Below are 20,744 nucleotides of genomic sequence, written 5' to 3'. Positions count from 1 at the left end.
TTGATTAACTGTTTCAGGCTAATCAGTTCCGGCTATCCGCGCTCTTGTCGCGAATCGCCCGAAACTCGTTGCCCTTGTACCAGTTCGGCCAGTCGCGGCTGTTGGCCAGTGCCAGGCCGATGTCGAGGCCCAGGGCCAGGTCCAGTGCAGCGCCTTCCAGGTTCCACTCGGGGTCATATTCGTCCCCCGGCTTGTGGTAGTGATCGGCGGTGTAGACGTCGGCTTTCTTCTTGGCCCATTCGCGGCCGTGTTCAAAGCTGTCGGTGCCGGATCTGAAATAGAGCATGGGTACGCCCTTTTTCGCCAGGCTGAAGTGATCCGAGCGGTAGAAATAACCGCGCTCCGGATGATCCTCCGGTGCCAGATAGCGCCCCTGGGTACTGGCGACATCTTCCAGTATTTTCTCCAGCTCACTGTTGCCGTATCCCACGACGATGACATCGCGCATGGGCCCGAGAACACCCATGGCATCAAAGTTGATCCCGGCCACGGTATTTTCCAGCGGAACCACCGGGTTGGCGGCATAGTATTTCGAGCCGAGCAGGCCGGACTCCTCAGCTGTCACGGCGACAAACAGCAGGGAGCGCTGTGGAGCCTTATCCATTTTGGCAACCTGGTGTGCCATGGCCAGCAGGCCGGCGGTGCCGGTGGCATTGTCAACCGCACCGTTGAAGATGTGGTCCTGCCCCTCTGCGTGGTCGTTGACACCGAGATGGTCCCAGTGGGCGGTGTAGATGATCGCTTCATCCGGGTGGGTAGTACCTTCGACTTTGGCGATCACATTACGTGAGTTGGACGTGCGGACTTCGCTTTTCAGGTCCACGGATGCGGTAAGGTTCAGTGGCTTCGGCTGGAAGCCCTGCTGTTTCGCTGCGTCCATCTCTTTCGCCAGATCCAGACCAGCGGCAGTAAACAGCGACTTGGCCACATCGCTGGTCATCCAGGACTCCACCGCAACGCGGTCGGCGTTCTTGTCTTCAGACTCGAGGCTGATTTGAGCGCCGGACCAGCTGCCGCTCACCACTTCCCACGGATACCCGGCAGCGCCGGTCTCATGAATAATGATGGCACCGGCAGCGCCCTGGCGTGCGGCCTCTTCAAACTTGTAGCTCCAGCGGCCGTAGTAGGTCATGGCGTTGCCGTTGAACAGGTTTTTGTCCTGAGTGGCGTAGCCCGGGTCGTTGACAAGAATCACGGCGGTTTTGCCCTGCATATCCAGGCCGGCGTAATCGTTCCAGTTATTTTCCGGGGCGACGATACCGTAACCCACAAACACGAGCGGGCTGTCTTTTAGCTGGCTCTGTGGTGTCTGGCGCTGGGTAAAGGCGACCATATCGGTGAGCGGTTGCAGGGACTGTTCAAAACCCTCGCCGCGGATTTCCATCGGGGTGCTTTCGATCTGCATTTCGACCACAGGCACGTCCTGGAACCAGCTTGGGTTGCCATCGGCATCCACTGCACCGGGCTTCAGGCCGAGTTTCTTGAACTCGTCGGCCAGGTAGTTGACCGTCAGCTCCTCACCTTTGGTGGCGGGCGCACGGCCTTCAAATTGATCGGACGCAAGTACGGCGATGTGCTTGTGCAGGTCTCGGGCGATTTCCGCGACCTCAGTCTTGTCGGCGTCGCTGAGTGTCGGCTCGGCCGTCGCGTTTGCGCCAGAGGCGTCTTTTGCCGCCGGAAGCTGACGTTCCTCTGCCGGTGCATTCTGGGACTCCGGTGCAGTGCTGTCCGCACTGGGGCTGGCACCGTCTTTGCTGCAGGCGGCAATCGCGGTCAGTCCGGCGAGGGCCAGTGGCAGCGCCAGGCGCCGCCAATGATCGGGGGTGTGCATAAAGATTCCTTTTTCTGGTTATAGGAAAGGGATTGGTGTTATTTGTTGTCCATAAACGCCAGGGTCTGGCGGATCGGGAAGAGCATATCCCGGGCCAAGGTGCGGCAGCGCGCTGGCGACCAGCCTTCCAGAGGATCCGGGAGGTTGTCATTGTCCTTGAAGGGCATTTCCAGGGTGAGCGCCAGGGTGCGGAACTGGTGGCCGCACCAGTTGGTGCCGACGGTCATGTTGGCTTCACCGGGCTTGTCCAGGGGGTAGCCGCGCTCGGTCTGGAAGTCCGGGCTGATCTGCTCGAAAGCCTGTTTGAAGGTGTCTTCCAGTGCAGCGTGCTGGTCGTCATAGCCGGGGATGCCCTCGCAGGCGGCGACAAAGTTGAATGGAAGGGCTTCGTCACCATGGATGTCGAGGAACATATCTCCGCCAGTGGCGAGCATGCGCTCGCGCACCAGGTAGACCTCGGGGCTGCGTTCCATGCTCGGTGACTGCCATTCCCGGTTGAGGTTGGCGCCGGCGGCATTGGTGCGCAGGTGTCCGCGTACGCTGCCGTCCGGGTTCATATTTGGAACAACGTAAAACACCGTGTCCTGCAGCAGCTGCATGGCGGCGGCGTTGGACTCGTCCAGCAGGGTTTCCAGGAAACCCTCGACAAACCATTCGGCCATGGTTTCGCCGGGGTGCTGGCGGGCGATCATCCATACTTTGTGTTTGGCCGTTTGCGGATTGCCGACGGTCAGCAATGTCATTTCCCGTCTATCCAGTGTCAGGCCCAGGGTTTCTGCTTGTACGCGCTCGTCCGACTGCGCCCAGGCAATCAGGTCCAGGTGCCGCTCCCAGGAGTAGGGCGCGAAATAGGCCAGGTAGATGGCGGGCTGTTCGAGGGAAACCGAGAAATCGAGCGTTTTGCCATCGTACTGGGTATCGATGCGGAACCAGTGGTGGCGGTCGTAGGAAGCGCAGAGTCGATAGTTTTCCCAGCCCTCGGGGTAGGCCGCCTTGCCCGCATTGCCGATACGCAGGGCGTACTCTTTGCCGACTTCACCCTCGAGGCGAAAGTGGAACCACTGGTAGAAATCCGATTGGTTGTCGATCCGGATGGCGAGCTCGATGGGGCTGCTGTTCTTGTCGATGACTTTGATATTGCCGCTGTCGAAAGCGCTGCTGATGTGCATGCGTATGCTCCGCATTGGTCGTGGACGAAAAGGGGTTCACGTCAGATAGAGTTATCGTATCCAACGGTTTGATTTGCATAATGCTGCAGGATACGGATTCGAATCAAACGTTCAGGATAGCCCGGGATAGCTTGGAGGAAATACCTGTCGCGCTTTTGTTTGTGAGAACAAAATATTGAAACAGCGAAGTATCCAGATATTTTTATGGCGACTTAACGAGCACTAACAGTGGCGGCGTGAAAATAAAGGCCCACAGATAAAAAAGGCGCGGTGCTCTTGCGAACACCGCGCCCCTGCCAATCCATGGCGGCACCTGCTGAGACTACTGCTCCTTGAAATTTCTGGCGTCAGACCAATGACGACTTCTCACTGCCCGGTCAATGCGCGGTACGAACCACAACCGCACCATCAGAAACGTTGTACTGCTCCCTGACATTCCTCAGCAGGTGCTGTCTAAAGTTTAGGCAGGCTCTGTTCACGTCGTCGTGCCGGAGGCAAAAGTTGGCGCACGATTGGTTAACTTTTGATCAGCTTGCGGAGCACTTTGCAGCCGGCGGGCAAGCGTCTGGTTTTAATCGAAGTTCAGCGCACTGTCTTTCCAGTACTTGGTGCCCTTGAGTGTGGCTTGCAGTGCGATGCCGCTCTCGGTCAGTTGATACACCCGCATGCCATCCGCGACAACCTCGCCACCAACGGCCATACCCTTGTCCTGGGCCTTGGCAGCGGCATCTGCGTGGCCACCGAAGGACCAGCCGTGTTCCACAAAGCGATTCATGACCGCTGGTGAGTCGAAGACAAACAGGGCGCGGAAATCTTTAACTCCGAAGCCGAGGCCAACACCGACCTCGCCCATTTTCATGTAGGTGCGTTCACCGGATCCACTCACCGCGACACCGTAGCCGGTGGACGCGCTGGCCAGTAACAGGTTGACGTTTACGTTGCTGAATACTGCGTAACCCGGTGCCTTGGCGACGTCGCTGCGCAGGTCGGGTTTCAGTCGATACAGCGCATCGAGTACTTCGCGTTCGGTTTGCTGGATGTGTTGGCGCTGCTCGTCACGGGTCTGGCCGGGTGCCGCACAGGCGGCCAGCAGGAATACCTGCGTGAGCAGAACCAGCAGGGTGGAGTATCGAAAGTGGGGGCGCATGGTGTTGTCTCCGTTGGTGTCCGCAGGGCCGTTATGGGGGCTGCCCTGATCGGCGCGGTCTTGTTGGTTGTTGCAGTCTTATTGGTTGTTATTGAAGCCTTGATCAGGTGGTCATTTCGCACACTCTGGCCCGTGATGGCCAGGAGCTACCTGCTTTTTGCGACGGTTGTGACCAGAATACCGGCGAAGTAACGGTGTGCCTGCGACCTGGCGCACAAAGATACGATGGGCGCCACTTTCGGGGGGGCAGACAAATCGGTATTCTTCCGAGCCTGAACTCTGTGGTGAACTTATCTTTCAGGAACGAATATCCATGAATAAATCGATCAAGCGCGGCATTGCTGCTTCCTGTCTTTTGACCCTGATGCTGAATCTTACCGCCTGCGGTTACTTTTTATACCCGGAGCGGAAAGGGCAGACCGGCGGTCGGGTTGATCCGGTGGTGGTTATTCTGAACGGTGCCGGGTTGCTGTTCGGTATCTTGCCAGGGGTGGTTGCCTTTGCGGTGGACTTTACCAACGGCACCATCTACCTGCCGGCGGGCGGTTCTTCCGCCATTGATCGCCACATCAGCGCAGTGGGCCAGGATGATGATAACGGCAAGCTGGCGCGCCTGATGGACAACGGCAAGCCGGTAGTGGATCAGAGTGGCCAGGCGTGGGTCGAGCTGCCCCTCGATGCCGTGACCGGCGGTACGGAAGCGACCAACCTCGAGCAGGTGGGTGCAGCTCTGGGCGCGCTCACGGGGCAGCCGGTGGTTGCCGCTGACATTGTATGGCTGCAGGACCTGGCTGCGCTGAATCAGGCGCGCGCTGCTCAGCAGGCTACGGTGGCCCGCTAGCGGGTGGCTGTATTGCTTGGGGCGCAATTCGCCTCTATGGGGGTAGCGGGCCGGGATCACCGCCGCTACGCCCAGGACCTCCTTTCTCCCGTCAGGGTGCTCCCGTTCCTACGGGACCCTCGCATTGTGCATATGGGGCTGAACCGGCTTTCCCCGGACCTCTGGCTCCAGGACTGCCCCCGTTTGCCCCACTACCATCACAACAAACTGAGTGCCCGGCGCAGGCTGGGGGACAGGGTATTTGCGCAGCTGCCGTCGTCTTTGCCGGCGCAGCGGGAACTGGTTGCGCTGTTGGCGCAGCATCTTCGGCAACATCACCCGGCGTACCATTTTGAGTCGAGCGGCGGTCTTGCGTGGCAGCACAGGGCGGATTGTCTCCGCTGGGGTGGCCCGGCGGCCGCCATGGGGAGCGATGAACCGCTGTGGAATGCGAGCCTATGGGTGGCGGATGATCTTTGCCTGCTGATGCCCGGTGAGCACGGTTATACACTGGTTGCAGCTTCTCTGGCCGCGCCCAGTTACTGGCGGCTGGAGGAGAAAATCGGCCAGCCGTTGGCGGAAATTCACCGGCCGGTACCGGGTTTTGCAGAAAAAATCGGTGCCCAGGTCGCGCGCTTCTTCGATCACCTGTTGCCGGAGTTTCCCGTGTGGCGCGGTAACTGGTCGGTGGTGGACTCGGCGGAACTGCTGCATCGAGGGGAGGGCAGTGAGGCGGACAGCGAGGAGGATGAGGATAGGGAGGAGAATAGGGACGAGGATAGGCGAGAGGTCGAAAAGAGCCTGTTCCTGCGGGTCGAACGGCAGTCTCTGCGGCGCCTGCCGCAAACCGGTGCGGTGGTGTTCTCCATCCGCGTGATGATTAATCCGCTCGAGGACTTGCTGGGAGTGCCGGGTGCGCTCCGGCAACTGCAGGCGGCAGTCGCCTCCATGTCGCCTGAAGAGTCGCGCTACAAGTCCATTGCACCATTCCGGCACCAGCTGGAGGCATTTTTCGCCGCACATCTGGCGCCGTCTTGAGTCATGCCGATCGTTCTGCCTTGAAGGCTTTGGGTGACAGCCCGGTCCAGCGCCGGAACGCCTTGCCGAAGGCGCTCTCGTCGCAATAGCCCAGTGCCGCGGCTATATCCACGTTGGTTTTTTCGCCTTCTCGCAGCCACTGGCAGGCATAGTGGCTGCGCACTTCGTCCTGAATGGCCCTGAAGCTGGCGTCCTCTTCCAGCAGTTTGCGCCCGAGGTGGCGCGGGCTGATACAAAGCCTTGCGGCGACCTGCTCGCGGCTAAGCTGCGGCTCCTGTTGCAGCAAGTGCGCCACGCGCAGTTGCAGGCTTTTGCTGGTCAGCGCCTTCAGCAGCGCGTCTGCTTCTGGCTTGAGGCGGGCCATCACCTGACGATCGGCGGCCACCAGCGGAATCTCCAGGTCCTGCGGGCGCAGGCGAATACCGGAGAATTCCGCGTTGAACTGTACCGGGGCCTGCAGCAGCTGCTGGTACTGTTGCTGTACCGCCAGCGAAGGGGTGGGGTAGGCAAACTGGACACTCTGGGGTTGGAAGTGCCGGCCGGTCATGGCCCGGGCCTGGGCCAGGCAAATGGAAAGCACGGTTTCCACCCGCAGGCGCGCGCAGCGCAGGTAATTCGGGCGGTAACAGAAATCCACGTAGAAGCTGCCGCGGCGCATTTCAAACTGGCCGCCTTCACCCAGCAGTGGGTGGTAGATGAGCAGCTGGTCGAGCGCGGCACCCAGGTTTTTCTGTGTCATCAGCAGGTAGCCCACCAGGCCCATCTGGCTGCCCTGCATGGCCTGGCCGAGCCGGATGCCCAGCAGCGGGTCGGGATGCGCAGCCTGGACGGCGAGCCAGATCGCCTCCTGGACCTGCATTGGGACGCGCTCTTCCTCGTTAATGTCGGCCAGAAGCGCTTCGGCCTCAGCGGGGAGTTTTAGCTGTAGCCTTTCCAGAGCGCTTATAATTGCGCGTGTATAGCTTAAAGTTACGCTTCTGCTGTCTCTCGTGTTCACTAGGTCTGTCCGCAATTAACCAGATGCTGCCCGATTATGACGACGGCGCCCCTGAATGTCACGTTATATTGATCGCCAATACCTATTGGCAACAGGCCGATGTTAAAAGAGCGCGCCTGGCCACTGCTTGAGTATCGGGCAGTGTGCTGAGAGAGAAGCCCGGAGAAGAATAATGAAGCCTTTCGCTGTGATCGGTGCCGGCCCCATGGGGCTGTGCAGTGTACGCAATCTGGCCAAACATGGGATCCCCTGTGTCGGATTTGAAACCCACAGCGATGTGGGTGGCCTGTGGGATATCGACAGCCCCACCAGCACCATGTACGAGTCGGCGCACCTGATCTCGTCCAGGAAGATGACGGAGTTTGCCGAATTTCCCATGGGTGACGATGTGGCGCTGTTCCCACATCACAGCGAAATGCGCGATTACTTCCGCGCCTACGCCCGTGAATTCGACCTCTATCGCCACTACGAATTTGAGACCGAAGTGGTTCACTGCGAGCGCGTGGGGGACATGTGGCACATTACAACCCGCCGCGGTGGTGAAGAGCAGACCCGGGAGTTCGGCGGCCTGCTCATCGCCAACGGTACCCTCCATCACCCCAATATGCCGTCGCTGCCCGGTACATTTGCCGGCGAGTTACTGCACTCCCGCGACTACCGCGATCCGGCGATCTTCGAGGGCAAGCGTGTTTTGCTGGTGGGCTGTGGCAACAGTGGCGCCGACATCGCTGTGGATGCCGTGCACCGTGCCAAGAGTGTCGATATCAGCCTGCGCCGCGGCTACTACTTTCTGCCAAAGTTCATCGGCGGCCAGGCCACGGATGCCCTGGGTGGGCGCATCAAGCTGCCGCGGTTTGTGCAGCAGCGTATCAGTGCAGCGCTGTCCAAGCTCATGCTCGGCTCTCCGGAACAGTACGGCCTGCCCAAGCCAGACTACAAGATGTTTGAGTCACACCCGGTGATCAACTCCCTGATTCTGCACCATATTGGTCATGGGGATATCAAGGCGCGCAGCGACGTTGCCGAGGTGGAAGGGAACAGAGTGACTTTTACCGATGGTGCCAGTGGTGACTACGACATGGTCCTGATGGCGACCGGCTACAAGCTGCACTATCCGTTCATTGATCGCGTGCACCTGAACTGGGAGGGTTTTGCACCGCGGCTGTACCTGAATGTGTTCCATCCGCAGTACGACAACCTGTTTGTGATGGGGATGGTGGAAGCGGCCGGACTCGGCTGGGAAGGGCGCAACCGCCAAGCGGAGATGGTGGCGCTGTACATTCGACAGCTCGCCGGCGGCGCGGCGTCTGCCCACAAACTCCAGCGGACCAAGCAAGTAGAGGCCGCTCAACGCGCCGACGGCGGAATGAACTACCTCAAGCTTGAGCGCATGGCGTACTACGTGCACAAGGATACCTACTTGAAAGCACTGGCCGGTCACACCAAAGACTTGCTCCGGGACCTGCCTGTTGCGGATACTGAGCACTTTTCATCCAGTTCGGCCGCAGTGACTCGCTGAGGCCACCCAGCCCATGAATGTATCCAACCCGGTAGTCATCGCTTCGATCGACAGTTTCCAAATGTCCCCGGCCGCCCTCGTCGCCTTGAATGCCGTGCTGGCATTTATGATGTTCGGCGTCTCCCTGGGGCTCCGCAAAGCCGACTTTGCGCGGGTTTTCAGGCGCCCGGTGGCGCCGCTCACCGGGCTGGTTGCACAGTTTTTGTTACTGCCTGCCATCACCTGTCTGGCTACCTGGGCACTGAACATCAGCCCCGGCCTGGCTCTGGGGATGATTCTGGTCTCCTGTTGTCCCGGGGGTACTTTTTCCAATGTGATGACCTGGATCGGGCGCGCCAATGTGGCTACCTCCGTGAGTATGACGGCCGTTTCCAGTGTGGCAGCGGTCGTTATGACCCCGTTTAATTTCGCCCTGTACGGAAGCCTGAACCCCCACACACGCGAAGCCCTGCAGGCGATTGCGTTGCCGGCAGAAAATATGGTGATGATGGTGGTGCTGGTGCTGGCCCTGCCGATGGCGCTGGGCATGATTGCTGGTGCACGATGGCCGCGCTTTGCCGCGCGCAGCGAGCCGTTTTTTCGAGCCGCGTCGCTGCTGGTGTTCCTGCTGTTCGTGGTGATTTCATTCAGCAAGCACTGGCACACCGCACTGCAAATCGCGGGCGCGGTGCTGGTACTGGTGGTGGCCCACAATGCCATTGCTTTCCTGATTGGTGACCTGGCCAGCCGCGCGGCGCGTCTGCCGCAGGGGGATCGTCGGGCGGTGACCATGGAGGTCGGGATTCAGAATTCGGGGCTGGCACTGGCGATTCTTTTCACCTTCTACCCCGAGGCGGGGGAGATGCTGGTAATCGCCGGGTTCTGGGGCGTGTGGCATCTGATTTCCGGCCTGTGCCTGGCGGGCTGCTGGAATTTGAGCCAGCGTCGTGTGGCGGTGCGTGTGAACGCCGGTGAATACTCCGGCTAGGCCTCGTGTACGATCCGTAAAACAATAAGAGCAGTGTGAAAATGCGTGAACAACGAGTCTTGATTACCGGTGCCGCCGGCTACGTGGGTGGCCAGCTCGGGTCTCTACTGAGTGGTCAGATGCCGGTGGTGGGCGTGGATATTCAGCACAAGGACACCCCATTCCCGCTATTTGTCATGGATATCTGTGACGACGCCCTGGTGGAGTTGATGCGTGCGGAACGGATCACCCATGTGGTGCACCTGGCTTCAGTGGTTTCCCCGGGGCGAGACCGCGCGCGGGAATACCGGATCGACGTCGAGGGCACCCGCAACGTACTCGATGCCTGTATTGCCGCGGGCGTCGAGCATCTCACCTTGACCAGCAGCGGCGCGGCCTATGGCTACCATGCCGACAACCCGGCCTGGCTCGACGAGCAGGACTCGCTGCGCGGTAACCCAGAGTTCGCATATTCGGATCACAAGCGCCGGGTGGAAGAGATGCTCGCCGACTATCGCGTGAAGTATCCGCAGCTCCAGCAGCTCATCTTCCGTCCCTGCTCCATTGTTGGCGCGACCACCAACAGCAAGATCAGTGATCTGTTTGCGGGCAGCAGTATTCTGGACCCCGGTGGCTACAACTCCCCATTCGTCTTCGTATGGGACCAGGATGTCATTGGTGCGATTGAATTCGGTGTCAAACGCAGTGCGAGCGGCATCTACAACCTGGCGGGTGACGGTGCCCTGACCCCGGCAGAAATCGCGCGGCTGCTGGGCAAGCCCCTGCGCCGCCCGCCGGTTTGGTTGCTGAAAGCCCTGCTGGGGCTGAGCTACTACCTGGGGCTTGGCAATGTGCATCCGGCACAACTGATGTTCCTGCAATATCGGCCTGTGCTGCTGAATACGCGCTTGAAGACCGAGCTGGGTTATCAACCACAGAAAACGTCCGCTGAGGCCTTTGCCTACTTTGCCCGCGAGGCCCTGAGTATTTCGGTTGACGCCGACACCGCACAGGTCACTCTTGCCGAGCCAGCACTGGCCGGAGGGCAGCACTGATGGGCACCCGTCGGGAAGATACCGTGAAAACCTTTGTGGTGACCGGTGCCGCCGGGGGGCTCGGCTGGGCGCTAGTGAGCGCGTTAATCAAGGCGTATGGTGGCGGTTGCCGTTTGCGCTTTGCCCTTGTGGATGTGGATGACGAGGCGTTGGCCGCTCGCCGCCATGAACTGCAGTGCGAGAATATCGACGCCGAAGTGTTTGTGGCAGACCTGTCCAGCGAGGTGGCCGTGGCGGAACTCTGCACACAGTTGCGTGAGCGCTATGCGGCAGTCGACTTGCTGATCAATAACGCGGGGATCACCCACCGTAGCCTCGCGTGTCAGACATCCAATGCAGTTATTCGGCGGGTTATGGCGGTGGACTACCACGCGCCGGTCGAGCTGGCTCAGGGATTACTGGCACCGTTGCGGGCGGCCGCAGGTTGTGTGATCAATATCAGCTCCATGGCGGGCTGGATGCCTGTGCTCGGGCGCGCGGGATACTGTGCGGCGAAAAGCGCACTACACCAGTACTTCGAAACCTTTCGCGAAGAGGTGCGCGAGGAGGGAGTACGGGTGTTGATGGTCTACCCCAGCTTTGTGGCGACCAACATCGATGCGAATGCGCTCTCCGGAAATGGTGGGCGTGCCCAGCACGCGCAGAGCACCATTGGCGTTGTGCGCAGTGCAGACTGGATGGCCGAGCGTATTGTGGCCGCACAAAGCGCCGGCAAGGAACGCCTGTTTGCGAAAGACAAAAGCCTGCTCGGCGCCTGGCTTTACCGGCTCGCGCCGCGTCTATTCCTGCGGCAGATGGTGAAGAACTTCCGCGTAGAGCTTGAAGCGGGCCGCAAACTGGCGGAGCAGGGCGGCCAATAATCCTTCCAATATCCCCTCTGGGGTTGTCATCCTCGCGTAGCCGTAAAGCAACGCGGCCGCGTTCAGTGTGGCCATGCCCACCCCGCCGAATTTGTCGCGCACAGGCCTGACAAAAATCCTACAATGCCACGCATTCCCCCAAAGACCCCGAGGGTTTTTCGCGATGCCGCTGGTCGACAGTCACTGCCACTTCGATTTTGACGCCTTTGCGCCGGATCGCGCTGAAGTCTGGGCGCGCTCTGTCGCCAACGGTGTTGGCGCGCTCATTATTCCGGGCGTGAGCATCCCCCAGTGGCGGCACCTGTTTGCACTGGTGGATTCCGAGCCCGACTGGTATGGCGCAGTTGGGGTGCACCCCTGGTGGATAAAAGATCTGGCGATTGCGCCGCAGCAGCTGCAGCGGGCGCTGATTGAGCGGGTGGATCGGGAGCGGCGCCGCGGCGGCTGTGTGGCCATAGGCGAATGTGGCCTGGATGCCAACATTGACACCTCGATGGAGGTGCAACTGGCCGTTTTCGAGGCGCACCTGATTGCCGCCAGGGAGCGTTGCCTGCCCCTGATCGTGCACGCGGTACGCGCACACAATGAGGTAATTCGCATGTTGAAGAAATTGACACCACCGCAAGGCGGTGTGATTCATGCATTCAGCGGTAGCCGGGAAATTGCCGAGGCGTATATCGAGCTGGGCTTTTCTCTGGGGGTGGGCGGCACCATTACCTACACGCGTGCGGCAAAAACCCGCAACACCCTTGCTGGCGTTGCACTGGAAAGTCTGCTGCTGGAGTCGGATGCGCCGGATATGCCCCACGCCGGACGTCAGGGTGAGCGCAACAGCCCCGAGTACCTGCCAACGGTGGCGGAGACTCTGGCAGAACTGCGTGGTATTTCCGTAGACGATGTCATTTGCCAAACTGAAAAAAATACCCGAGCCCTGTTTGCGATATGAGTTTTTCTGCCGAACATTTCAAGCAACAGTTTCCCCTGTTTGCGCAACCCGAAAATCGCGCACTGGTGTACCTCGATAATGCGGCCACCACACAAAAACCGGCGTGTGTGATCGAGGCCATCAGTAATTTCTACCTGCACGCCAACGCCAACACGCATCGATCCAGTCATCGCCTGGCCAGGCGCGCCACAGAGATGGTGGAGCAGGTGCGGCGGGATGTGGCCGGCTTTCTCGGTGCCGCTTCGCCGAAGGAAATTATCTTTACCCGGGGTGCCACCGAAGGGCTGAACCTGTTGGCAAATAGCCTGTGCAGCCAGTTGCGTCCCGGTGATGAAATTGTGCTGTCCACGGCCGAGCACCACGCGAATCTGGTGCCCTGGCAAATGATGGCGGCGAGCCGCGACCTGCGCTTGCGCTTTGTGCCGGATGTAGCGGGCGTGCCGCAATTTGATCGTATCGACGAGGTGCTCTCCGCGCGCACCCGGATCGTTTCTGTTACCGCCGGCTCCAATGCACTGGGGTTTCGCACCGACCTCGACCTGCTACACAAGGCACTCTCGGAGCGTGATCTTTTCTGGGTGTTGGATGGTTCACAGCTGGCCGCGCATGATTTGATTGACGTGCAGGCAATGGGCTGTGATTTCTTCGTGTGCTCCGCGCACAAATTCTATGGCCCCACCGGTATCGGGCTGGTGTTTGGGCGAGAGGATCTATTGGCCGCACTGCCTCCATGGCAGGGGGGCGGTGAAATGATTGCCAGCGTTGATCTGCTGGCGAGTGAATATGCCGGCTTGCCGCACAAGTTTGAGGCGGGTACGTCTTCACTGGCGTCGATTGCCGGCCTCGGTGCCTGTATTGATTTTCTGGGGCGGCAGGACCGCGCCGCCATGGCCCGGCACGAGCAGGCGCTGGTGCAAGAGCTGCACCAGCGGTTGCACGCAATTCCCGAGCTTACCCTGTTGAGTACGGCGGAAAACAATCTCGGCATTGCCTCGCTGATTCATCCCCGCTGTGCGGCCATTGACCTGGCCCACTGGCTGGACGGGCGCGATATCGCAGTGCGCGTGGGGCACCACTGCGCCCAGCCCCTGCTGCAGGCCGCTGGGCATGTGGCGACCCTGCGCGCATCCGTTGCCGCGTATAACACCCGGCAAGACATTGATCGGTTTGTCGCGGCAGTGGAAGAGTTTGTGGCGCAGCTGGATGCGGATGAGGGCACGTCTTCGCTGCCGGTCGCGGAGCGCGGGGCGAGCGCGGATGCGTGGACGCCCGACGATCTCGCCGACCTGGATCTCCAGCGGTTGCGCGATACCGCGACCTGGCAAGACCGCTATCGCATTCTGATGGGCTGGGCCAAGGCTATTACGCGCAAGGAAGAGATCCGTACCCCGGCCAACCTGGTGCGAGGCTGCGAGTCAAGCGCCTGGCTGGTTCACCGCTGTGATCGCGGGGTACACCGATTTGCCATCGACAGCGACAGCCGGATCGTAAAAGGATTGGGCGCGCTGCTGCTTACCCAGCTGGATGATCGGCCTGCCGAGGGCCACGCCCGGCAGCGGGTACAGGCAATGTTCGACGAGCTGGGGCTGGCGCAGCAATTAAGTGAGTCCCGCAGTAATGGCTTCCGGGCGCTACTGGAACGCGCGCTGGAGCTGATGGGGGAGTGACGCGCTAAGCGTGCGTGCTCGCCTGCTGCAGTATCCGTTCGATGGCTTTGGAGGCCGCCGCAAAACCGAAGGTGCCGGTGATCATGGTTGCAGCGCCAAAGCCGCCGCTGCAATCCAGCTTCACGCCGTTTTGCATGGTGCTTTTCTGCGCGCAAACCTGGCCGTCGGGCTGGGGGTACACCATGGCTTCGCTGGAGTAGATGGCGTCCACGCCAAACTGGCGCTTGCGGGACTTCTGGAAATTGTGGAAGCGGTATAAATGTTGCCGCACCTTGGCGAGCATGGGATCACTGACTGTGCGCCCGAGATCCGCACAGGTCACTTCGAGAGGATTGGTTTTGCCGCCGGCGGAACCCACGCTAATCAGACGCAACTTGCGCGCCTTGCAATAGGCAATCAGTGCAGCCTTGACGCGCGCATTGTCGATCGCGTCAATCACCACATCGATGCGGGCGGTGTCCGGGTCGAGGAACTCGCCAAAATTATCACTGGCAATAAAGTCCTCCCGGGTGATGACCGTGATCTCCGGGTTAATGGCGCGCAGCCGCTCCGCCATAACGGTCACCTTGATATCGCCCACCGTGTCGGCGAGCGCGTGAATCTGCCGATTGGTATTGGTGATACAGATGTCGTCCAGATCAATCAGAGTCAGTTTACCCACGCCGCTGCGGGCCAGCGCTTCGGCGGTCCAGCTCCCCACGCCGCCGATACCAATGACGACCGCGTGGGCGTCGCACAGCACGGGCAGCGCCCTTTCACCATAGAGTCGGGCGATTCCGCCAAAACGTTGCAGATAGGAGTCGCTGAGGGGCATGGGTGTAATCCGGAGTTGCTGCTTGAAATCGGTCGGTGGTTGGTTGGGAGCTGGTCGGGTTTGATGGTTGCGAGGGTGCTATGGGCATTGGCCCGGGGCTGACCATTCTTGATTCATCAGGGCTGGGGGCCCGTTGGCGCGCGACAGGGCCGGGCGGCCCTGCGCGAGTCGATCACTTAGTGCACGTGGCCGTGGTCGACTTCTTCAGCGGTGGCTTCACGTACGGAGACCACTTCGATGTCAAAGTGCAGCTCTACGCCCGCCAGCGGGTGGTTGCCATTGATGGTGACCTGATCGCCATCGATGTCGATGATCTCTACCTCGATCGGCTGGCCTTCGGTGCTCTGGGCGCGGAACGCCATGCCCACTTCCAGCTTCTCGACACCGCCGAAAGCGCTGCTCGGCAGGGTCTGGATCAACTCCGGGTTCTGCGGGCCGTAGCCTTCTTCCGGTGCGATCACTACGGTGAACTTGTCACCGGCGCTTTTGTCCAGCATTTCCTTTTCCAGGCCGGGGATGATGTTGCCTACACCCTGGAGGTACTTCAGCGGCTGGCCACCTTCGGAGGAGTCAATCACGGTGCCTTCGGCATCTTTCAGGGTGTAGTTGATCTCCACCACACTGTGGTTAGCAATTTTCATTGATAATCTCTTGTATCTTGAGAGTGAGTTGTAGCGCTTACCGCTTACACAAGGAAAAGCAAACGGGGATAAAGGCTGTGTGAGGGGGCATTGTATGGGGCGGCCCCGGCCGTCGCAACCGAGTGACGGTGGCAGCCGGGTAGCGTAGAGGGATCTGCCGCGGGGCCAAATGGCCATGGCGGCGTTTGCCGGGGAAGGCCAAGGCCGGGGGGAGCGGGGCGTCAGCAGGCGATCGACAGTGGTTCCTGGCTGTTGTCGTAGAGGTGGCTGGCCGTGCGCACCACACGGTCACAGATGGCGGCGGGGAAGCCAAGTTCCAGCAGTCGCCCTTCGAAGTACTCGAGCAACGCCTCGAACAGCGCCGGGTTCATGCCCCGTGCAAGGAAGCTGGCGCGAGCGCTGCGCAGCGGCTCCGGCTGGTCTGAGAGGGCGTGGCTCAGGAACTGGGCCTGGCGGGTGCGCTGCTTGCCGTGGTCCATACAGTCTTCTGCCACCAAGTGCTTGCCGATGGCGTGGTAAAACTCGCACACCGTTTCCTGGATAAAGTGTCGGCCGCCAAGCTGGGCCAGTAGACCGTCTTCTACGAGTCCTGAAGCAGCGCCAGACGAGGGCGGGTGCCCACTGGCGGGTGTGAAATCTGTGCGTGCAGGCACTGGTTTTGACATTGCTGATCCCCCATTGACATAGCGTTTGCCCGATTTCGCTGGCGCCTGGATTGCCTCATTTATAAACAGTCACCCGGGGAGTGATCGTGTGCTACGGAATCCCGGGTGAGGGCGTGTGGCTGCCTGTCGCGATATCGGCGGCAAGATTACGGGATGGAAATACGGCTGCCAATGAAGCGGCAGAAAATTGTCACACTCTTCCACGGGTTGTGATGAAACGGTTTAAACAGGTGCGAATTTGGGCGCGAGTTGCCTCCGTTGCCGGCTTTTGAGGCATTTTTTGCCCAGTGCGCGTCAGTGTGACGCGCAGGCGTCGACAAAGCTCGCGATGATTGGCGCGCATCCAAGGCACGCTGTTAGACTAGCGGGTTTTCGATAGCAACAATGATGGGGTCCGCTCTGGCAGTCCGCTATCCCGCGGGGTGATCAGGGGCGAGATCCGGCAGAAACCAAGCTGAGGCACGGCATTATGGCGAGTATTTTCACCCAGATTATCAATGGCGATCTGCCGGGACACTTTATCTGGCGCGACGAAGTGGCGGTGGCGATCATGACCATCGCCCCCATCAAGCCCGGTCACTGCCTGGTGATTCCGGTGGAGGAAATCAATCACTGGGATGAGGTACCTGAGGATGTGACGGCCCATTTGCTGGCGGTGGCGAGCAAGGTGGCGAAGGCTCAGAAGAAGGTCTATTCGCCCAAACGCGTCGGGGTCATGGTGGCCGGTATCGAAGTGCCGCATACCCATTATCACCTGGTACCGATCAACGAAATTGCCGACCTGGACTTTGCACTGCAGAAACCGGCGGAGCCCGAGGCGCTGGCGGCGGAGGCGGCGAAGCTGCGCGCGGCGCTGGCGGATCTCGGTTACCGTACCGGCGCCGACTGAGTGCACGAGGGGCCTACTGAAAATTTGCATCAACAGATGCATCCAAAGTAGCCGCTGGTGCAGTCCCACTGGTATTGAACAAACAACAGGTAACCGGCTCATGTTTCGCAAATTGAATATATTCGTATCACTGATGGTGGCGCTTTCCCTGATGGCGAGCGCCGTACATGCCCAGCAGAGCAGCAGAACCTTCCCGCTGAATGGCTTTACCGCCATTGCCCTGAAAGGCGGCTCTAACCTGCAGGTTGTTCAGGGGGATACCTTCTCGGTGACGGCCGAAGGTGAAGAGGCGGACCTGATACACGCCAAGGCGGAGGTGAAGGGCGACACTCTGGTGCTGTCCGTGGAGCAGGAAAGTAAAAGCCTGTTCGGAATCGTTACCGTCAGCAGCGAGCCCGTCGTGGAATACCGGGTCACTCTTCCGGTGATCGACAGCCTGCGGGTAACCGGCTCCGGTGACGCGACCGCGGATACCCTGGAGAGCGAGAAACTCGACCTGCGCGTGACCGGGTCTGGCTTGATTCGGGTGAACAAAGTCGCTGCCGAGACACTGTCTACCGGCGTAACCGGGTCCGGGGATCTCTTACTGGGCACCGTACTCGCGGTTCACGGATCGGCAGGTGTCACCGGCTCTGGTGACATCCGTGTGGAGAACTTTGTGGGCGAGGACTTTTCCGCCCAGATCAAGGGTTCCGGGGATATAGCGGTCGGCGGCAAGGTGGCCAACGTGAATGTGACGGTCATGGGGTCTGGCGACTTTATGGGACGCAACCTGGTGGCCAAGACCGCAGGCGGCTCGATTATGGGCTCCGGTGACATTGTGCTGAAGCGTCCTGTCAGTGAGTCCTTCTCCGTCATGGGCTCTGGAGACGTTGCGCTGGTGGAGTAGTCCTTGCCCCCACGTTTACGTAGCGAAAGCGCTTAAAAACGCGGATCCCGCTGTTCTCCCAAGGCAGCGGGATCCGCGTTTTTCGTTGGTGGCAACGGTTGCCGTCGGCGGATGGGATATAGACTTAAGGGGTTGAAACGGTCATTTCGACCTCCACAATGTTTAGATCGCCACGCATTGCGCGCTGGCAGGTGCAGGGAGAACCTATGAGCGCTTCTGACGACGAAGGCCAGCAGGATACGCGGGTAAAAAGCGAGGGCCGATTGCGGAGCCTCCGACGACATTGGAAGCAATTTCGTAACGAGGCTCGGGATAAATCCCATTGGGCGGCGGAGCGCCTTCTGGACAAGCGCATTTGCATCGGCATCACTGGCCTGAGTGGCGCCGGCAAGTCTACCCTCATCACCAGCCTGATTTACCAGCTCAGTCACCCGGACCAGGCTCAGCTGCCCGGTTTCGCCCCGGCACTGAACGGGCGCCTGCTCGGCGCGGAACTGCATCCGGCCCTGGATACCGGATTACCGCTGTTTGAATACCCGCGTTGCCTGGAAGCACTGACCGCCAATCCCCCGCGCTGGCCCGAGTCTACCCGGGATCTGTCTGCCCTTGAGTTACACGTTCATCTACGGGGGCGACGGCTGGGGCGTGATTATCGGCAGAAGCTGATTCTGGAGTTGCGGGACTACCCGGGCGAATGGCTGATGGACCTGCCACTGTTACAGATGGACTTCGCCACCTGGTGTCGCCACCAGCGGGACCTGCTGGACGGCGCCTCGCGCGCGGACCTGGCCCCGGGGCTGCTGGGGGAGTTGCGGGGGATCGCGCCAGAAGCGGTGATAGAGGCAGGGCGGCTCGACAGTCTCTGGCAAAACTACCGGCAGTTTCTCCGGGATTGCCGCAGTGAGCGAAAACTCAGCTATCTGCAGCCTGGCAGGGCGCTGCTCGACAACGATGAATACGGATTTTTCCCGTTGCCCGCGTTACACCATCAGACGGAGCAGGAGTTGCGGGCACTCCCGGATGACAGCGTGTACAAGGTCCTCGAGGCCCGCTATCGCGCCTACGTTGAGAAAAAGGTCGCCCCATTTGTGGAGACCCACTTCCGACATCTGGATCGCCAGCTGGTGCTGGTAGACCTGATCAGCACGCTGTTTGCCGGCGAGGAGGCACTGGAGGATATGCGCAAGGCGTTCGGGCATATCGCGGACACCTTCCGCTACGGTAGCAGTGGGCTGCTGCGCAAATTGTGGCGCCCGCGCATCGACCGGCTGATTTTTGCGGCTACCAAAGTGGATCAAGTGCTGGCCGCTGACCACGATGCCTTGCGCCAACTGTTGGGCCAGCAGCTACAACAGGTATTTTCCGGTGCCCGGCATCGCGGCTTGCCACTTTATTGCGAAGCCATCGCTGCCGTGCGCTGTTCCAATGAAAGTGTGCGCGATGGTCGCCGAATGCTGGTTGGGCACGGCATGGATGGTCGTTACCTGGGGTTCGAAAACGCCGAGATCATGGGGCACCTGCCGCAGGATCAGGAGTGGCAGCATTACACGGGTGGGTTGCCGCCGCAGTTGCGCCCGCCTGCGGGCATTGGACGGGAAGGGTACCTGCCGCATATCCGTATGGATGCGCTGTTGAACCTGCTGCTGGGAGACAAGGTGTAATGGCTACTTCTGACGATCAATTCGACAAGACGCCCAACGGCGACAGCGCGACAAAGCCGCGCCGCCAGACCCGGATCGAAAACCTGGAGGTGGAGGAACCGCCGTTACACGAGCGGGCCAGTACCCGGGTGGAATCTCTCGCAGAAGAGCCAGCGGAGCTGCCGCGCTCCATCACCACCGGTGAATCTCTGCCAGACAAAATTTCGTTCTCGGAGCTGCGGTTGCCCGTGTTCCGACTGCGCATGTGGAAGCCCGCGTTGCTGGCAGCCCTGGCACTGGCCTTTGGTGCGGTATTTTGGGAGCTGCGACAGTTCTTCTATTGGGCGTCAGATATGCACTGGAGCCTGGGGCTGCTGGCGGGTGTCATTATTCTCGCGCTGGTGGCGACCATGGCCAGCGCGGTCTGGGAGTATTTTCGCGCCGGCAAACCGCTGCGGAAGCTGCAGAAAACCCAGGAGTTGGCCGCCGAGGTGCGGGACAGCCGAGCGACGGACGCGGTAGAGCCCCTGAATCAGCAACTGCGTGCACTGTTTGCGGGCAAGCCCCAGGGGGCGCTGTTAGCGCGGGTACAGGCGGAAACCCCCGATTATTACGACAACAGCGAGCTGCTGCGTCACCTTGAGCTGAATTTTTTCGAAGCACTGGACCAGGAGGCGCTGCGTCGCATTGTGCGGCATGCCACTACCACTGGCGCGCTGGTCGGTCTGAGTCCTTTTACTACCCTGGACGTGCTTGTCGCTTTGCGGCAATCCATGCGCATGATTGATGATGTGGCGCAGATCTATGGCGTGCGCCCTTCAATTGTGGTGCGCTGGCGCCTGTTCAAGAAAATACTCGCGCTGGTGGCCTACAGTGGAGCCAGTGAATACGCGGTGAGCGAGCTGTGGCCGGAATTGGTGGGGGACAGTATGTTGAGTACGGTGTCCGCGCGACTGGGACAGGGTATGGGCGCGAGCCTGTTCATGGCCCGAATTGGTCTCGCTGCCGTGCACAGCTGTCGCCCGATACCTTTTTCAGAGAAGCAGCGGCCCCGCTTGGGGGCGCTGACCAAGCGCATTGCAGGTAGTCTCAAGGAGCGTCTGCTGGGGCGAGACCCGCAGCAATGGCCCGCTGGTGCGGCTGGCGGTGGGCGTGAAGCAGTGGGAGCCGAAAGGAAGCCGTCACCGGGCGCAGAATAACGGCGGCCCGGC

The 20,744-nt window shown here is 60.4% G+C and carries 19 protein-coding genes; 12 read left to right on the top strand and 7 right to left on the bottom strand.

The genetic code is table 11. The annotated features are described in order from the left end of the window. Positions 1-22: 22 nt before the first annotated feature. The 3 genes from JF535_RS13920 to JF535_RS13910 form a co-directional block, all read right to left on the bottom strand. Positions 23-1,831, bottom strand: a complete 1,809-nt coding sequence (locus tag JF535_RS13920; protein ID WP_207003172.1) for a M28 family metallopeptidase — start codon at positions 1,829-1,831, stop codon at positions 23-25. Between the two features lie 38 nt (positions 1,832-1,869). Further along, positions 1,870-3,000, bottom strand: a complete 1,131-nt coding sequence (locus JF535_RS13915) for a M14 family metallopeptidase (RefSeq protein WP_207003170.1) — start codon at positions 2,998-3,000, stop codon at positions 1,870-1,872. Between the two features lie 571 nt (positions 3,001-3,571). Then, positions 3,572-4,147, bottom strand: coding sequence for a lipid-binding SYLF domain-containing protein (locus JF535_RS13910; protein ID WP_207003168.1), 576 nt, complete (start codon positions 4,145-4,147; stop codon positions 3,572-3,574). Positions 4,148-4,460: 313 nt separating this feature from the next. Between JF535_RS13910 and JF535_RS13905 the strand changes: the two genes are divergently transcribed. Then, positions 4,461-4,988: a hypothetical protein gene (locus JF535_RS13905; RefSeq protein WP_207003166.1), complete on the top strand. Its 528-nt coding sequence runs from the start codon at positions 4,461-4,463 to the stop codon at positions 4,986-4,988. 36 nt (positions 4,989-5,024) lie between these two features. Beyond that, positions 5,025-6,005, top strand: a complete 981-nt coding sequence (locus JF535_RS13900) for a heme-dependent oxidative N-demethylase family protein (protein ID WP_340674200.1) — start codon at positions 5,025-5,027, stop codon at positions 6,003-6,005. A gap of 1 nt (position 6,006) precedes the next feature. On the opposite strand, the gene JF535_RS13895 is transcribed toward JF535_RS13900, so the two are convergent. Continuing rightward, complete coding sequence (locus JF535_RS13895; protein ID WP_207003162.1) at positions 6,007-7,002, bottom strand: AraC family transcriptional regulator ligand-binding domain-containing protein; 996 nt, start codon at positions 7,000-7,002, stop codon at positions 6,007-6,009. A gap of 172 nt (positions 7,003-7,174) precedes the next feature. On the opposite strand from JF535_RS13895, the gene JF535_RS13890 reads away from it, so the two are divergent. The 6 genes from JF535_RS13890 to JF535_RS13865 all read left to right on the top strand — a co-directional run bounded on the left by JF535_RS13890 (position 7,175) and on the right by JF535_RS13865 (position 13,995). Beyond that, positions 7,175-8,521 (top strand): flavin-containing monooxygenase, encoded by a 1,347-nt coding sequence (locus JF535_RS13890; RefSeq protein WP_207003161.1) that lies wholly within the window; start codon positions 7,175-7,177, stop codon positions 8,519-8,521. Positions 8,522-8,534: 13 nt separating this feature from the next. Further along, positions 8,535-9,488 (top strand): bile acid:sodium symporter family protein, encoded by a 954-nt coding sequence (locus JF535_RS13885; RefSeq protein WP_242523831.1) that lies wholly within the window; start codon positions 8,535-8,537, stop codon positions 9,486-9,488. Positions 9,489-9,529: 41 nt separating this feature from the next. Then, positions 9,530-10,522: an SDR family oxidoreductase gene (locus JF535_RS13880; RefSeq protein WP_207003159.1), complete on the top strand. Its 993-nt coding sequence runs from the start codon at positions 9,530-9,532 to the stop codon at positions 10,520-10,522. Then, on the top strand, positions 10,522-11,382 hold the full coding sequence (locus JF535_RS13875) for an SDR family NAD(P)-dependent oxidoreductase (protein ID WP_207003157.1): 861 nt from the start codon (positions 10,522-10,524) through the stop codon (positions 11,380-11,382). The genes JF535_RS13880 and JF535_RS13875 overlap by 1 nt, the downstream gene beginning before the upstream one ends. Before the next feature lie 163 nt (positions 11,383-11,545). Further along, positions 11,546-12,328 carry a TatD family hydrolase gene (locus JF535_RS13870; RefSeq protein ID WP_207003152.1) on the top strand — a complete coding sequence of 261 codons (783 nt, stop codon included), beginning with the start codon at positions 11,546-11,548 and terminating at the stop codon, positions 12,326-12,328. Next, positions 12,325-13,995 (top strand): aminotransferase class V-fold PLP-dependent enzyme, encoded by a 1,671-nt coding sequence (locus tag JF535_RS13865; RefSeq protein ID WP_207003151.1) that lies wholly within the window; start codon positions 12,325-12,327, stop codon positions 13,993-13,995. Before JF535_RS13870 ends, JF535_RS13865 begins: the two co-directional genes overlap by 4 nt. A 4-nt stretch (positions 13,996-13,999) precedes the next feature. On the opposite strand, the gene tcdA is transcribed toward JF535_RS13865, so the two are convergent. The 3 genes from tcdA to JF535_RS13850 form a co-directional block, all read right to left on the bottom strand. After that, a complete protein-coding gene (gene tcdA, locus JF535_RS13860) occupies positions 14,000-14,809 on the bottom strand; it encodes a tRNA cyclic N6-threonylcarbamoyladenosine(37) synthase TcdA (protein WP_207003150.1) in 810 nt (269 codons plus the stop codon). A gap of 176 nt (positions 14,810-14,985) precedes the next feature. Then, complete coding sequence (locus JF535_RS13855; RefSeq protein WP_066963733.1) at positions 14,986-15,450, bottom strand: FKBP-type peptidyl-prolyl cis-trans isomerase; 465 nt, start codon at positions 15,448-15,450, stop codon at positions 14,986-14,988. A gap of 221 nt (positions 15,451-15,671) precedes the next feature. Beyond that, the gene (locus tag JF535_RS13850) at positions 15,672-16,115 is read right to left on the bottom strand and encodes a globin family protein (RefSeq protein WP_242523830.1); all 444 of its coding nucleotides are present in this window, start codon (positions 16,113-16,115) and stop codon (positions 15,672-15,674) included. A gap of 469 nt (positions 16,116-16,584) precedes the next feature. Here JF535_RS13850 and JF535_RS13845 point away from each other — a divergent pair, with 469 nt between their 5' ends. The 4 genes from JF535_RS13845 (at position 16,585) to JF535_RS13830 (ending at position 20,732) form a co-directional block, all read left to right on the top strand. Next, positions 16,585-17,004 (top strand): HIT family protein, encoded by a 420-nt coding sequence (locus JF535_RS13845; RefSeq protein WP_207003149.1) that lies wholly within the window; start codon positions 16,585-16,587, stop codon positions 17,002-17,004. Positions 17,005-17,104: 100 nt separating this feature from the next. Continuing rightward, positions 17,105-17,893 carry a GIN domain-containing protein gene (locus JF535_RS13840; protein ID WP_207003148.1) on the top strand — a complete coding sequence of 263 codons (789 nt, stop codon included), beginning with the start codon at positions 17,105-17,107 and terminating at the stop codon, positions 17,891-17,893. Between the two features lie 206 nt (positions 17,894-18,099). After that, positions 18,100-19,554, top strand: a complete 1,455-nt coding sequence (locus JF535_RS13835) for a YcjX family protein (RefSeq protein ID WP_207003143.1) — start codon at positions 18,100-18,102, stop codon at positions 19,552-19,554. After that, a complete protein-coding gene (locus JF535_RS13830; RefSeq protein ID WP_207003142.1) occupies positions 19,554-20,732 on the top strand; it encodes a TIGR01620 family protein in 1,179 nt (392 codons plus the stop codon). Before JF535_RS13835 ends, JF535_RS13830 begins: the two co-directional genes overlap by 1 nt. Positions 20,733-20,744 lie beyond the last annotated feature (12 nt).

The organism is Microbulbifer salipaludis (genome assembly GCF_017303155.1).
Classification (GTDB): Bacteria; Pseudomonadota; Gammaproteobacteria; order Pseudomonadales; family Cellvibrionaceae; genus Microbulbifer; species Microbulbifer salipaludis.
This window is presented reverse-complemented; position numbering and strand designations above follow the sequence as displayed.

Bases quoted from the DNA above. Each gene is read 5' to 3' on its own strand.
- JF535_RS13880 (WP_207003159.1), top strand. From the start codon at position 9,530: ATGCGTGAACAACGAGTCTTGATTACCGGTGCCGCCGGCTACGTGGGT.
- JF535_RS13870 (WP_207003152.1), top strand. From the start codon at position 11,546: ATGCCGCTGGTCGACAGTCACTGCCACTTCGATTTTGACGCCTTTGCG.
- JF535_RS13835 (WP_207003143.1), top strand. From the start codon at position 18,100: ATGAGCGCTTCTGACGACGAAGGCCAGCAGGATACGCGGGTAAAAAGC.
- JF535_RS13830 (WP_207003142.1), top strand. From the start codon at position 19,554: ATGGCTACTTCTGACGATCAATTCGACAAGACGCCCAACGGCGACAGC.
- JF535_RS13855 (WP_066963733.1), bottom strand. From the start codon at position 15,450: ATGAAAATTGCTAACCACAGTGTGGTGGAGATCAACTACACCCTGAAA.
- JF535_RS13910 (WP_207003168.1), bottom strand. From the start codon at position 4,147: ATGCGCCCCCACTTTCGATACTCCACCCTGCTGGTTCTGCTCACGCAG.
- JF535_RS13885 (WP_242523831.1), top strand. From the start codon at position 8,535: ATGAATGTATCCAACCCGGTAGTCATCGCTTCGATCGACAGTTTCCAA.
- JF535_RS13840 (WP_207003148.1), top strand. From the start codon at position 17,105: ATGTTTCGCAAATTGAATATATTCGTATCACTGATGGTGGCGCTTTCC.
- JF535_RS13875 (WP_207003157.1), top strand. From the start codon at position 10,522: ATGGGCACCCGTCGGGAAGATACCGTGAAAACCTTTGTGGTGACCGGT.
- JF535_RS13915 (WP_207003170.1), bottom strand. From the start codon at position 3,000: ATGCACATCAGCAGCGCTTTCGACAGCGGCAATATCAAAGTCATCGAC.
- tcdA (WP_207003150.1), bottom strand. From the start codon at position 14,809: ATGCCCCTCAGCGACTCCTATCTGCAACGTTTTGGCGGAATCGCCCGA.
- JF535_RS13845 (WP_207003149.1), top strand. From the start codon at position 16,585: ATGGCGAGTATTTTCACCCAGATTATCAATGGCGATCTGCCGGGACAC.
- JF535_RS13900 (WP_340674200.1), top strand. From the start codon at position 5,025: ATGGGGGTAGCGGGCCGGGATCACCGCCGCTACGCCCAGGACCTCCTT.
- JF535_RS13865 (WP_207003151.1), top strand. From the start codon at position 12,325: ATGAGTTTTTCTGCCGAACATTTCAAGCAACAGTTTCCCCTGTTTGCG.
- JF535_RS13920 (WP_207003172.1), bottom strand. From the start codon at position 1,831: ATGCACACCCCCGATCATTGGCGGCGCCTGGCGCTGCCACTGGCCCTC.
- JF535_RS13890 (WP_207003161.1), top strand. From the start codon at position 7,175: ATGAAGCCTTTCGCTGTGATCGGTGCCGGCCCCATGGGGCTGTGCAGT.
- JF535_RS13905 (WP_207003166.1), top strand. From the start codon at position 4,461: ATGAATAAATCGATCAAGCGCGGCATTGCTGCTTCCTGTCTTTTGACC.
- JF535_RS13850 (WP_242523830.1), bottom strand. From the start codon at position 16,115: ATGTCAAAACCAGTGCCTGCACGCACAGATTTCACACCCGCCAGTGGG.